Origin of the sequence: Chryseolinea sp. H1M3-3 (assembly GCF_029360725.1) — a bacterium.
Taxonomy (GTDB): Bacteria; Bacteroidota; Bacteroidia; order Cytophagales; family Cyclobacteriaceae; genus Chryseolinea.
Genome location: NZ_JARKMY010000001.1, coordinates 134,983 through 148,887, shown reverse-complemented (window position 1 = coordinate 148,887; position 13,905 = coordinate 134,983). Strand labels below are relative to the sequence as shown.

Genomic DNA, 13,905 nt, shown 5'->3' with positions numbered 1-13,905 from the left:
GCCTTGTTTTTTAAAAGGCATACCGGTTACTTCGCACCATGTGGGAGTTGCATATCAAACATTTTTCGAACTACCTGAAGTTGGAGCGCTCGTTGTCTGGTAATTCAGTTGATGCGTATGTGCATGATGTTGAGCTTTTACATCAGTTTATGTTAATGAAACATCCGCAGGTAGAGGCAACAAAAGTTACGTCAAAGCATCTTCAAGAATTGCTGCAGTACATTAATGAACTGGGTATGAGCGCACATAGTCAGGCCCGAATTCTTTCGGGCATAAAAGCTTTTTACAAATATTTGGTGTTTGAGGAATTATTGGAGAAGGACCCAACGACTTTAATTGAAGGACCTAAGCTAGGCAGGAAACTTCCCGACTCCTTAAGTTACATTGAAATAGAGAAACTCTTACAAGCAATTGATCAATCGAAGCCAGAGGGCGGACGCAACCGGGCGATGCTGGAAATTCTTTACAGTTCAGGTTTGCGTGTCAGTGAGTTGGTAGATCTGCGACTTAATAATATTCACGCTGACGTTGGCTTCCTTCGCGTTATTGGAAAGGGCAATAAAGAGCGGCTTGTTCCCATCGGACGCGATGCACTCAAATACCTGAAAATTTATATCGAGGAAATCAGGGGGAAAGCTCCCCACAAACCACCCCAAAAAGGATTTGAATCTTACACCTTTTTAAATAGAAATGGAAGAAAGCTGACACGAGAAATGGTTTTTATGATCATTAAAGGATTGGCCCTTCAAATCGGGTTGAAAAAAAATATCAGCCCGCACACCTTCAGGCATTCGTTTGCTACTCATTTAATTGAAGGTGGTGCTGACCTAAGAGCTGTACAAGAAATGTTGGGACATGAATCCATTACTACCACAGAAATCTACACGCATCTCGACCGGGATTATTTGAGACAGGTGGTTCAGGAGTTTCATCCGAGGAGCTGATAGAAAAGTTACCAGGTTCAGGCTTCACCGCGTTTCTGACAAAAAATCAAACAAATACGTATAGCAAAATAAACCCGAATGCCTTTATCTTTGGCGCATGTATAAATGGCTCATTCGTCCGCTTTTGTTTTCGGTCGACGCGGAAAAAATTCATCACTTTATTTTTAGCCTTTTAAAATTTCAAAGTAAACTTCCCGGAACCCGGGCTTTGCTTAATGGGATGTTTAATTTCCATCACCCCAAACTTGAAAAGACATTATTTGGAATAACGTTCAGAAATCCGGTAGGCCTTGCCGCCGGTTTTGACAAGGATGCTAAGTTGATTGATGAGCTTGCATCTCTCGGTTTTGGATTCATTGAAATTGGTACGCTCACACCATTGCCCCAACCGGGAAATGAGAAACCACGACTGTTTCGATTGCCTGAAGATCAAGCCTTGATCAACCGAATGGGATTTAATAACGGGGGCGTAAAAGCGGCAATTGAGCGTTTGAAAAAAAGGAAATCGGATATAATCATTGGAGGTAACATTGGTAAAAATAAAGTAACTCCCAACGAAAAAGCACTGGATGACTATGCGATCTGCTTCGATGCGCTCTTTCCATACGTTGACTATTTCGTGTTGAACATAAGTTCTCCCAATACACCCGGACTTCGCGAACTTCAGGATAAAGAACCGCTGCGAAAACTGCTGTTGCATATCAAACAACTGAGCACTGCGAAACCTTCATACAAACCCGTGCTATTAAAAATTGCACCCGATCTGGTAGACAGTCAGTTGGATGATATCATTGAGATTTTAAAAGAAACTAAATTAGATGGCGTAGTGGCAACAAATACCACCATTTCCAGAGATGGTCTGAAAACAGATCAAGCAGACGTGAAAGCTATTGGCAATGGTGGATTAAGCGGAAAGCCACTAACAGAAAGATCTACACAAGTTATCCGTTATTTGCGCCAGAAACTGGGAGCTACCTTTCCCATCATTGGTGTAGGAGGTATCATGACCCCAGAAGACGCACTTGAGAAACTTAAAGCAGGCGCAGACTTAATTCAGATTTATACGGGATTTATCTACGAAGGTCCGGGTTTCGCCAAATGCATTAATAAGGCAATTCTAAAATCCAAAAATTGATCATTGGTTTTTGAGCTTCTAATTTTTCAAGGGAAACTCAGTCTTGTTTATCAAAACTTACGGTTGCTTTTAACATCCCTTCAATGGCAATACCGGTATCAGGGTCTTCGTAAATACCTTCTTTCTCTAAATACAACACCAATTTAGAATCTGTTAAAGTCTGAATGTCATAGGTGCCGGAAAGGTCAACGAAATTTGTATTAAACGTTAAAGACATCGTTAGCTTCTCACCATCTTGAACCCAGGTACCATGTGAACGGACCCCACCTTGTGTCAAGGTAACAACACCGCCTTCCTCAAATTCAAGAAGTGGTTTCAAATTATTGTCTTCTTCTTCAAAACCTGAAGGGACGCCAAAAACAAGTACCTTGCCTTCTGCTTTTTTGCCTTGCCACGAGCCTTCAATGGATGCCGTCTTTTCATCCTCATCACATCCAAAAGGTCCAAATACTAACAACGCGGAGAATAAAACGGAGATAAGAATTTTAACTGTCATAGGCTTAAACGTTTTACAGTGTTGAGCCTGCTAGTCAGCAGACAGGACAGGCCGCCGTATGGCGGGTAAAATATGAGAGGACTTAAATAGTGCGAAACTTTACTCAATTAAAATACAATCAATTATTCAAGGTAAAACCTAAGAATAGCTCAATTGTTTCTGGAATCGGTGAGTGATATAAATCAGCGTTAGAAATTCGATGGCTGGCGTTGTAAAAAGTCAAGCGCTAGCGCCGAACTTCCACCAAATTTGAAGTTTTAAGCCAAACTTATTTCGCCAGGTCAAGCAAGAATGCATAATCCTGTGCTATTTCTTTGTAAATCTTAAACCGGCCGGTAGTTCCTCCGTGGCCGGTTTCCATATTGGTACGAAGATATATTTTGTTTGTATCCGTTTTCATGTCACGAAGCTTTGCTACCCATTTCGCAGGCTCCCAATATTGAACCTGCGAATCGTGCAGCCCAGTCGTTACCAGCATGTTCGGATAGGCTTGTGCTTTAACCTGGTCGTAAGGTGAGTAATCGAGCATATACATGTACGACTCCATTGTTTTCGGATTGCCCCATTCATCAAATTCATTTGTTGTTAACGGAATACTTTCGTCAAGCATTGTCGTCACAACGTCCACAAAGGGAACTTCAGCGATAACACCCTTGAACAGCTCGGGCCGCATGTTTACAACGGCTCCCATAAGCAATCCTCCTGCACTTCCTCCATTTGCAAAAAGTTTTTGTGGCTTTGTATATTTTTCCGCGACAAGGTATTCAGCACAATCAATAAAATCGGTAAAGGAGTTTTTCTTTTTAAACATTTTACCATCATCATACCACTGTCTACCCATTTCCTGTCCTCCGCGGATGTGAGCAATCGCATAAACAAATCCCCGGTCCAGCAAACTTAACGTGGTAATGGCAAATGCCGGATCCGTGCTATATCCGTAAGAACCATACGCATACAATAGGGTTGGGTTTGAGCCATCTTTTTTCAACCCTTTTTTGTAAACAATCGACATCGGTATTTTGGTGCCATCGTCAGCTTCGGCCCATTGTCTTTCGGTGACGTAGTCGGATGGGTTGTATCCACCAACAATTTCGTCTTGCTTTAACAATTTCTTTTCGCGTGTCCGCAAATTGTAATCATAGATGGAGTTAGGAGTCGTCAAAGATGTGTATCCATATCGTAAAATTTCTGTGTCAAATTCCAAGTTGATGGAAGGATATACAGTAAACGCGGGTTCTCCGAAATCCAGGTAATGTTTTTTTCCGGTTCTTTGATCGATAACGCGCATCAACGTGTTGGCATTCGCCTGTTCGCTTAAAACGAGGTAATCCTTAAAGATTTCAATACCTGTGACCATCGTGTCCTTTCGATGTGGAATTTTTTCTTTCCAATTTTTTCTTGAAGTCAGATTGTCCGGTGTTTCCATTAGCCTGAAGTTCTGCGCATCAAGGTTTGTAATCACATAAAAGTTGTTTTTATAATGATCGATCTCATACTCAAGACCCCGTTCACGTGGTGTAAATGGTTTAAAAGTATCATCGGGTGTATTTGCATTTAGGATATGGTAGTCGTTGGTTAACGTGCTGTTTGACCAGATGACCAGAAATTTTTTCGACTTAGTTTTACCAATACCCGTATAGAATGTTTCATCCTTTTCTTCATAGACAACTTTATCATTTGTAAATTCAGTACCCAATTTGTGCTTTACAATCCATCGCGACCGCAGAGTAACTGAATCTTTCCGCGTATAGAAATATGTTTTATTATCATTTGCCCAGGTAATATCACCTTCGGTGTTTGGAACAGGTTTTTCGGCCAGCGTACCGGTTCTCAAATCTTTCACGTAAATGGTGTATCGGCGGCGGCTAACGGAGTCTTCGGCATAAGCCAAAAAATTATTGTCTTCACTTACGCTCAAACCTTGAATGGAATAGTAACTATGTCCTTTCGCCAAAGTGTTTACATCCAGCAAAACTTCTTCGGTTGCATCTAATGATCCCTTTTTACGACAATAAACCGGATACTCCTGACCCTCATTAAAGCGTTTGTAATACCAGTAGCCATTGTCTTTGTAAGGCACCGACGCATCATTCTGTTTGATGCGACCTACTATTTCGTTATATAAAGTGGCTTGAAGACCTTCGGTATGTTTAAGGTTGGCAGTGAGGTAATCATTCTCGGCATTCAAATAGTTGATCACATTGGTAGTCTGCTCATCCTTTACTTCCGCATTCTTTTGCTCTTCACTGAGCCTCATCCAATAGTAGTTATCCACTCGAGTATTCCCGTTGGCCGTGAGTTCATGTGGAATTTTTTCGGGCTTCGGTGGTTCAATGGATTCTTTGGCTACCGAAGACTTCTCCTTTGTATTACAACAGATCAACAATATCATAACACCCAAAAAGGTGCCGCACTTGATTCCAGTTTTAATAAGCATAGGTGTAAATTTCAGTCACTTCCCTTACAAGATAGTGATGACGCGCAAAATTTCATGACTTCCTTTTGAATTTGTTGTGAGCTCATCAATCAAAAGATTGTCGTGCTCTTTTGAAATCTTTCGTACATACTTTGTTGAATTAAGGAGTGGTTAGACTACGAAGAACATTAAGAACATTGGGTATGATTGCAGTTTTATTTAGTTTTGCGCATTGAGGAAATAAATGGCACAAAACACATACAAGTCAAATACATTCAAAAAGCCAGAAAAGGAAAAGAAGGGTAGTAAGTCATCCTCTAAATTTAAATTCAGTCTTGGTTTTTTAAAGGACGCACGTTTCAAACTGGCCATCGGATTTTTTCTGATGATTGCCGGAATATACTTGCTGCTTGCCATGCTTTCATATCTGTTCACATGGCGAGCCGATGTAAGTGTTGTGCAGGCGCTAAGTGATTCTTCTTTGCTGGAATCTGGTCAGGAAGCAGAAAACTGGCTCGGTCTCTATGGTGCTGTTGTATCTCACTACATGATTTTCAGGTGGTTTGGTATCGCTGCATTTTTTCTTCCACCGTTGCTATTTCTGTTGGGATTCAAAATCGTTTTCCATCGTGAGCTGCTGCGCATTTTTTCATTTACGATTTTCTCGATTTTCACAGGACTTTGGACAAGTCTTTTGTTGGGTTACATGACGATGATTAATGAAGGCACCAGCGAATGGAGTTTTTTGGGCGGAGGCCTTGGCTATAACCTGGCAATATTGTGTGACGGCATGTTTGGCTGGGGAACTTTCTTAATCCTGATACTCTCGCTCTTTATCTTCATCATCTTTTATTTTAATGTCACATCCATTCCGCTTTTCGTTCGCGATCCGAAGCCTATGGGAAATGATGCCATTGTTGATGACGATAAAAAAGCAGACGAGGATGCTTTATTTTCTACCTACACAGATGATGAGGACAATTGGCCGGATAAGGTAGAACCAAAAATTAACGAGGTGAAACTGGAACCTCAGATGGAACTCAAGACTGTTAAAGACTTGCCGGTGAAACCTGCTCAGGAAGTAAAACTTGAGGTTCAGAAACCGTTGTCAGTTAAGATAGAACCTGTTCGGAAAGAAGCGAAACAAGAATTATTATTTACGGTCGAAGAAAACTTGGATACAGATAAACTCGCGGATCAGTTGGTAGAAGAGCAGGGACTATATGATCCAACACTCGATTTGAGTGGCTATAAATTTCCGCCTCTTGAATTACTCAACGAATATGATGCCGGTAAGGCCGGCGTTAGCCAGGAAGAGCTAAATCAAAATAAGGATCGTATCGTAGCAACGCTGGTAAATTTTAAGATAGGAATTCAAAGCATTAAAGCGACCATTGGTCCCACGGTAACCTTATACGAAATCGTGCCTGATGCGGGAATCAAGATCTCCCGTATCAAAAACCTGGAAGACGATATCGCACTTAGTTTATCCGCTCTGGGTATACGGATCATTGCGCCCATTCCTGGAAAAGGTACAATAGGTATTGAGGTGCCAAACAAGAACCGTGAGATGGTCAGTATCCGGTCAGTATTTTCCACGCAACATTTCGCTAAAACAGATAAAGAGTTACCCATTGCTTTGGGCAAGACAATTTCCAACGAAGTTTTAGTGATCGACCTTGCAAAGATGCCTCACTTGTTAGTTGCTGGTGCTACAGGTCAAGGTAAATCGGTGGGGCTTAACGTAATTCTCACCTCTTTGATATATAAGCGTCATCCATCACAATTGAAATTTGTGCTGGTGGATCCCAAAAAGGTTGAAATGTCTTTGTACTCGAAACTTGAAAGGCATTATCTGGCTAAGCTTCCCAACAGCGAAGAGGCTATTATTACCGATACACGGAAAGTTGTTCATACGCTCAACTCCCTTTGTATTGAAATGGAAAATCGGTATGAGATTTTGAAAGATGCAGGCGCGAGAAATCTAAAAGAGTATAATGCGAAATTTGTATCCCGTAAACTAAACCCAAAAGAAGGCCATCGTTTCTTACCCTACATCGTGTTGGTGATTGATGAGTTGGCGGATCTGATGATGACCGCCGGAAAAGAAGTGGAAACACCTATTGCCCGTTTAGCACAATTGGCACGTGCCATCGGTATTCACCTCGTGGTGGCTACGCAGCGTCCTTCCGTGAATGTTATCACTGGTGTCATTAAGGCAAACTTTCCAGCACGGCTATCTTTCAGGGTAACTTCTAAGGTAGATTCCCGAACGATTTTAGATACCGGAGGTGCTGACCAGCTGGTAGGACAAGGTGATATGCTGCTTTCATCAGGGTCTGATATTATCCGGCTTCAATGTCCTTTTGTAGATACACCTGAAATCGAAAAAGTTTGTGATTTTATAGGTTCGCAGCGTGGATATGACTCTGCGTACATGCTACCCGAATATGAGGGTGACGATGAAAGCGGCCCGTCTAGCGTTGATTTGTCCGATCGTGATGCCTTGTTTGAAGAGGCTGCAAAACTCATTGTAATGCATCAGCAGGGAAGCACGTCGCTGATCCAACGCAAATTAAAATTAGGTTATAACAGAGCCGGAAGACTAATTGATCAGTTGGAGGCAGCGGGTATTGTTGGCCCTTTTGAAGGAAGTAAGGCCCGCGAAGTGCTCATCAAGGACGAATTAAGTTTGGAACAATTATTGACTACTTTGAGAGAAAAACACAGTCAATTGTAATTTTTTAGCCTATTTTTAAGTTAATTGCCCCAATGAAAAATTTGTTCTTAGCCTTACTTACGCTCACTTTAGTCTACACAGCCACCGCTCAATACGATCCAAAGGCACTGGAAATTCTCGATGCGATGAGTAAAAAATACAAATCGATTCCTTCCTTTGAAGCCAACTTTGCCATTGTACTTACCAACGACGTCGAAAAAATCAATGAAGAGTTCAAAGGAAAAATCACCGTTAAGGGAGATAAATTCAGGATGGAGCTTCCAGAACAGGAAGTGATCAATAACGGTGCTACGGTTTGGACTTACTTGCCGGAAGCCAAGGAAGTGAACATCGATAATTACGATGCAAACTCCGAAGATGTGAATCCATCCAAAATCTATGAGCTCTACAAAAAGAACTTTAAATATTTATACTTACAGGATAAAGTTGAAGGTGGTGTAATGTGCGAAGAAATTGATTTGGTGCCTGAAAAAAAAGATGCGCAGTTTTTTAAAATAAAAATGTTCATCAACAAAAAATCGAAAAATATTCAAAGCTGGGTAATGTTTGATAAGGGTGGTAACCGTTACAAATACAGCATTACCAAGTTTAATCCTGGAGCGAATGTAGACGACAATTACTTCACTTTCGATCCAAAAAAATATCCAGGAGTGGAGGTCATTGACCTACGATGAATTCAGCACTCTCTTATCTGAAAAATTTTTCTGATTTCGATTCAACCCCACTATTAATAGATTAAGGGATAACGCATGAACAGGGCGCAGCTTTTCGAACAAATCAAAAAGAAAAACTCTTGTCTTTGTGTCGGATTAGACACCGATCTTTTAAAAATTCCAAAACACCTGCTGGCCACCAGCGATCCCATTTTCGAATTCAATAAACAGATTATTGATGCTACGCATTCGTATTGCGTGGCTTACAAACCAAACATTGCCTTCTATGAGGCACTTGGTCCGAAGGGGTGGGAGAGTCTTCAAAAAACACTGGAATATATTCCCAAAGATATTTTTACGATTGCCGATGCTAAACGTGGTGATATCGGCAATACTTCTGCCTTATACGCGCGCGCATTTTTCGAGCAGATGAATTTTGATTCGATAACGGTCGCACCTTATATGGGCGAAGACTCTGTGAAACCCTTTCTTTTGAAAGACAAGTGGGTCATTCTTCTGGCACACACTTCAAACTCAGGCAGCAACGACTTCCAGGTAATAGAGCTCAGCAGTAAACGAAGACTTTATGAAGAAGTAATTTTGAAATCACAACAATGGGCTACTCCGGATCAGCTCATGTTTGTGGTGGGTGCAACCCACCCGGAAAAAATCGAAAGCATTCGCGCGCTTGCGCCGGAAAATTTTTTTCTCGTTCCGGGCGTGGGTGCACAAGGAGGCGATTTGCAACTCGTAATGAAACACGGTTCGAATAAGCAATGTGGTCTTCTAATTAATTCTTCCCGTGCAATCATCTATGCCACCAATGACACAGACTTTGCTGAAAAAGCGGGAGCGGAGGCATTGAAAGTACAGGAGGAGATGGGTGAGTATCTGTCAAGGTATCTTTAATCCCTCCTTTATCCAGCCTCATAAAAGTTTGAAATTTCAGCCCGTGTTTACGAACTATTGATTTTCCCTCTACAAAGTTGTAAATCGTAGATCAATACCGTTAACTGTTAAATTTTAAACCGATGTCTGAAGCCTTTCTCCATTATTTATGGCAATTCCAGTATTTTGACAAAAATGAATTGAAAACTACTACTGGCGACCCAATCCAAATATTTAACCCAGGTTATCGCAATGCGCATGCAGGTCCTGACTTTAGCAATGCGAGAATAAAAATAGCAGATGTTGAATGGGTGGGCAGTGCTGAAATTCACATTCATGCCTCGGGTTGGATGGATCATAAGCATGATCGGGATGCTTCGTACGAAAATGTTGTGTTACATGTTGTTTGGAAAAATGATCGTGAGATAAGACGGAGAGATGGATCACCGCTGCCTACATTGGAATTGGGTCAGCGTGTAGACCGGAAGTTATTCATCGATTACCAAAAATTGGTCAACAGCCCTGAAAGCGTCCCATGTGCTCCTTACTTACCTGCGGTAAAAGAAATTACAAAGCTTGCCATGGTGGATAAGGTGATGATGAGTCGCCTCGAGGCTAAATCAAAAAGAGTCTTTGATATTCTCCAAAAAAATCACAATGACTGGCAGGAAACGTGTTACCAGTTGCTCGCCCGGAATTTTGGCTTCAAAGTAAACGCAGATCCGTTTCAGCAGCTGGCCCAGTTGCTTCCTTACAAAGTACTTCGAAAACATGGCGATAAATTACTGCACCTGGAAGCTTTGCTTTTCGGGCAAGCTGGTTTCCTGGAAGAAAATGCTGACGACGAACAATATCAACTGTTGAAGCGAGAATACAATTTACTAAGACAGAAATATCAGCTTTCCGATAGAAGACTCAACAAAGCGCAATGGAAGTTCTTAAGATTGAGGCCCGCAAATTTCCCAACGATACGGCTGGCGCAACTTGCCGCGTTAATATATGAGCGACCCATGTTGTTTTCTATGATGCTGGAAACAGAAACATATAAGGCGTTTGTCGCGCTTTTTTCAATCGAACAATCCTCTTACTGGATCCATCATTACCGATTTTTTAAAAATTCAAAAGAGCCGGTAAGTTGTATAGGTGAAGCCAGCATCTCAAACATTATCATCAATACTGTTGTACCTTTGCTCGTAGCCTATGGAAAATCAAAAGACGATCAGCGTTATATCGACCGGGCTATTGTAATCCTGCAACAAACGCCAGGTGAAAATAATGCAATCATAACGCAGTGGAAATCCCTTGGATTAAAAAGTAAATCAGCATTCGATTCACAGGCATTGATTGAATTGCAAAATAATTATTGTTCCAAAAGACGCTGCTTGGATTGTAATATTGGCATCTCATTAATTAACTCACGTCAGCAATGAAGGTTATACTTGCTGTTGTTAACATTGCATTTCTAGTCTGGGTATTTTACAGTTTATGGAAAAATGAAAAGCTTCCATTACGAAATTATTTTTGGCCCGCCTTGTTGTTAAAACTGTTTGCCGGAATTTGCCTGGGATTGGTTTACACATACTATTATTCGGTCGGAGATACATTCGTTTATCTTGCTGATGGTAAAATTTTAGCCCAATTGGGAAGAACTGATTTCGCGTCCTATTTAAGTTTTTTATGGTCAGGCGATGATAATTTTTCAGTTTGGAATGAACTAACATATCAGCAGCCCCGGGCACAATTCCTCGCCAAGATCACCAGCATTTTTTGCCTTCTTACAGATGACAACTATTGGATCATCTCATGTTATTTTTCGGGCATAACTTTTTATAGTGCATGGTTGCTCGTGAAAAGAATCATTACTTTACATCCGCCTGCCGAGGTTGCGGCTGTAGGAAGCTTTCTGTTTTTTCCGTCGGTTGTTTTTTGGACTTCAGGCATTATAAAGGAAAGTATAGCGATGGCTGGATTGTTCTTTCTATCCACCATCTTTCTGAAGGCATGGCAGCGAGATACTATTCGCCTTCTTGAATGGATTGTCGCGCTATTATCCTTGTGGATTGTCTGGAACCTGAAGTATTATTACCTCGCCATTTTTTTACCGGTTGTGTTAACCACGCTTGCATCGAAGTTAATAACACAAAAAATGAAGATGCAATCTTTGCTGTTTAAAGTAGCAGTGTGGTTTGCTATTTTCATTGTACCACTGCTTGTTATCAGCACGGTTCACCCCAATTTCTATCCCAGCCGTTTTATGGAAGTTGTTGTTACAAGCAATCAGGAGTTTCAATCCATTTCAGATATGGAAGATTTAATCGTGTACAATGAACTTGAAGCATCTGCCATAAGCATCCTGAAAAATATTCCGTGGGCGTTATTCTCAGGGTTGTTCCGGCCGTTGCTCACTGAAGTTCATAATCCATTACAATTTTTTATTGCCTTGGAAAATACAATGCTGCTTGTACTTTTCTTATTCGGGCTAAAAAGCATCAATCAACTGATAAGTTCAAAGCAACGAATGCTGTTGTTTTCCATTATTATGTATACGTTATTACTGTGTACATTTTTGGCCTTGTCAACACCTAACTTTGGTACACTTTCGCGGTATCGTGTTGGCTTTTTGCCATTCTTGGTTTTCCTCTTAACACTCGAAAATCCCTGGATTAATAAATTAATGACATCAAACCCTATCCGTAATCTTGTTCGCTAGTCCATCGGAATATAACTTTGTCGTCTATTTACAAAAACAGAATGGAAAACCCAGTAATCATTCTTGGCGCTAATTATCTTGGGCGACAGGCAAAAGACATTTTAGAAACCAATGGCAATGTAGTGTATGGATTCCTCGACGATAATAAAAAACTTCATAACACCGAAATTGACAACGCATCTGTGTTGGGTAGTACGGACGATGAAGCGTTTTTAAAACTTGTCGGAAAAAAATGTGATGTGTTTGTCGCCCTCGACGAAAACAAGTTGCGAAAAAATGTGGTCGCGATGTTGAACGAAGACTATAAAGTTCAACCGGTAAATGTCATTCCGCAAACTGCGAATATACCGGCCTCCACAGATATGGGACATGGTAACTTTATCGATCATGGCGTCAAGTTTGGGCCCGGGTCAAGTATTGGTAACCATTGCATCATACAAACAAATGCCATCATTGGCACTGAGACCAAGTTAGGTGATTTTGTACAAGTCGGAGCAGGTAGTATCATCAATGCAGGTAGCGAAATTCAGGATGAAGTTTTCATTGGATCGGGCGTCACCATCGTCGGCGGTGTTACTGTCGGCAAGGGTGCACGCGTTGGAGCAGGTTCTGTTGTAGTTGCATCTGTAAAGGCAGGCGAAACTGTCTTTGGAAATCCTGCCCAAAAAATAAATGCCTAAGCAACGTCGCATTGCTGAAACAGATCTTATCCTGAACAGGGATGGCAGTGTTTACCACCTTAATTTATTACCTAAACACATTAGCCCTACCGTTATTACTGTCGGTGATCCCGATCGTGTTTCAAGCGTAAGCAAATATTTTGATCAGATTGATTTTAAAATACAAAAGCGCGAGTTCGTCACGCATGTTGGAAAATTCAAAGGCAAAAAGTTAACGGTTATCAGCACGGGGATGGGAACCGATAATATCGAAATATTTTTTACCGAATTGGATGCTTTGGTAAATGTCGATTTACGAACACGAATCCCTAAACCGGAACAAAAAAGACTTCGCGTCATACGCATCGGCACTTCAGGGTCGCTACAAAAAAGCATTCCGCTTGATTCACATGTGGTGACAGACTATGCTATTGGCCTCGACAACCTGATGCATTTTTATAATTTAAAAATGGATGCTTTTGAGAAAAGAAAAGCCTCTGACATCCAACGAAAGGTCAATATGCCCTTTACCCCTTACGTCGTAAAGGGATCTTCAACTTTGAAAGATAAAATTGGGTTTGATATGATGGCAGGTAACACAGTAACGACACCGGGTTTCTATGCTCCCCAGGGCAGGGCGGTTCGACTGCATCCAAAGTATCCAAGATTATTACAGGCCTTAACCGATTATCACAGTAAGTCCAGTGGTTTCAAACTCACCAACTTTGAAATGGAGACTGCTGGCTATTATTCCCTTGGCCGGCTGCTTGGACACGACGTTTTAAGCGTTAATGCTATTATTGCGAACCGTGTCGATCGAAAATTTTCCCTAAATGCAACGGCCACCATTGATGCCTTGATCCGCAAAGTCCTGGATAGAATCTAATGGTATTTAAAATGTTGATCTACAGTTAGTTACCAGGATATAGCAAAAACAAACGATTAAACGCTCTTCGAACTATCCATTCGCATAATGTGTTTTCCAGCGACGTAAGGCTCATTATTGTAAAATCCTGAAAGGATGCGGTGTGCAATTTGTTCGATGATGAGTTCATCATCCGATTTTCCTTCTTTTCCTTGCCAGAAAATGCGATTTCTGTGCCGTTTCATATCATCTATGTATCCTTTTGCCCGATTGTATTGTTCATCAGTAAAGGTGATGGTAAAGCAGGTTTTTACTCTTTGTGTGTCCATAGCGTAGAATAAATTTGCAATAGTTATGCCATTTGGTTTATATACGAATTACTTAAAAACAAATGCTTGG

The 13,905-nt window shown here is 41.2% G+C and carries 12 protein-coding genes; 9 read left to right on the top strand and 3 right to left on the bottom strand.

Annotated features, from left to right (window positions below):
- The first annotated feature begins 38 nt into the window (after positions 1–38).
- Together xerD and P2W71_RS00560 are read left to right on the top strand one after the other, a co-directional pair.
- A complete protein-coding gene (gene xerD, locus P2W71_RS00565) occupies positions 39–944 on the top strand; it encodes a site-specific tyrosine recombinase XerD (protein WP_276365627.1) in 906 nt (301 codons plus the stop codon).
- 97 nt (positions 945–1,041) lie between these two features.
- On the top strand, positions 1,042–2,079 hold the full coding sequence (locus P2W71_RS00560; RefSeq protein WP_276365624.1) for a quinone-dependent dihydroorotate dehydrogenase: 1,038 nt from the start codon (positions 1,042–1,044) through the stop codon (positions 2,077–2,079).
- 37 nt (positions 2,080–2,116) lie between these two features.
- Here the strand turns inward: P2W71_RS00560 and P2W71_RS00555 are convergent, their stop codons facing one another.
- Both P2W71_RS00555 and P2W71_RS00550 read right to left on the bottom strand, forming a co-directional pair.
- Complete coding sequence (locus P2W71_RS00555; RefSeq protein ID WP_276365621.1) at positions 2,117–2,575, bottom strand: hypothetical protein; 459 nt, start codon at positions 2,573–2,575, stop codon at positions 2,117–2,119.
- A gap of 268 nt (positions 2,576–2,843) precedes the next feature.
- Entirely contained in the window at positions 2,844–5,012 is a 2,169-nt protein-coding gene (locus P2W71_RS00550) for a S9 family peptidase (RefSeq protein ID WP_276365619.1), read from the bottom strand.
- A 223-nt stretch (positions 5,013–5,235) separates the two neighbouring features.
- Between P2W71_RS00550 and P2W71_RS00545 the strand changes: the two genes are divergently transcribed.
- The 7 genes from P2W71_RS00545 (at position 5,236) to P2W71_RS00515 (ending at position 13,527) form a co-directional block, all read left to right on the top strand.
- A complete protein-coding gene (locus tag P2W71_RS00545; RefSeq protein ID WP_276365616.1) occupies positions 5,236–7,731 on the top strand; it encodes a DNA translocase FtsK in 2,496 nt (831 codons plus the stop codon).
- A gap of 32 nt (positions 7,732–7,763) precedes the next feature.
- The gene (locus tag P2W71_RS00540; RefSeq protein ID WP_276365612.1) at positions 7,764–8,405 is read left to right on the top strand and encodes an outer membrane lipoprotein carrier protein LolA; all 642 of its coding nucleotides are present in this window, start codon (positions 7,764–7,766) and stop codon (positions 8,403–8,405) included.
- Between the two features lie 75 nt (positions 8,406–8,480).
- Positions 8,481–9,293 (top strand): orotidine-5'-phosphate decarboxylase, encoded by an 813-nt coding sequence (pyrF, locus tag P2W71_RS00535; RefSeq protein ID WP_276365609.1) that lies wholly within the window; start codon positions 8,481–8,483, stop codon positions 9,291–9,293.
- 122 nt (positions 9,294–9,415) lie between these two features.
- Positions 9,416–10,702, top strand: a complete 1,287-nt coding sequence (locus P2W71_RS00530) for a DUF2851 family protein (RefSeq protein WP_276365606.1) — start codon at positions 9,416–9,418, stop codon at positions 10,700–10,702.
- Positions 10,699–11,982 carry a hypothetical protein gene (locus P2W71_RS00525; RefSeq protein WP_276365603.1) on the top strand — a complete coding sequence of 428 codons (1,284 nt, stop codon included), beginning with the start codon at positions 10,699–10,701 and terminating at the stop codon, positions 11,980–11,982. Before P2W71_RS00530 ends, P2W71_RS00525 begins: the two co-directional genes overlap by 4 nt.
- A gap of 41 nt (positions 11,983–12,023) precedes the next feature.
- Positions 12,024–12,662, top strand: a complete 639-nt coding sequence (locus P2W71_RS00520) for a NeuD/PglB/VioB family sugar acetyltransferase (RefSeq protein WP_276365600.1) — start codon at positions 12,024–12,026, stop codon at positions 12,660–12,662.
- Positions 12,655–13,527: a nucleoside phosphorylase gene (locus P2W71_RS00515; protein WP_276365598.1), complete on the top strand. Its 873-nt coding sequence runs from the start codon at positions 12,655–12,657 to the stop codon at positions 13,525–13,527. Before P2W71_RS00520 ends, P2W71_RS00515 begins: the two co-directional genes overlap by 8 nt.
- A 56-nt stretch (positions 13,528–13,583) precedes the next feature.
- Here P2W71_RS00515 and P2W71_RS00510 read toward each other — a convergent pair whose 3' ends face one another.
- The gene (locus P2W71_RS00510; RefSeq protein WP_276365596.1) at positions 13,584–13,835 is read right to left on the bottom strand and encodes a hypothetical protein; all 252 of its coding nucleotides are present in this window, start codon (positions 13,833–13,835) and stop codon (positions 13,584–13,586) included.
- Positions 13,836–13,905 lie beyond the last annotated feature (70 nt).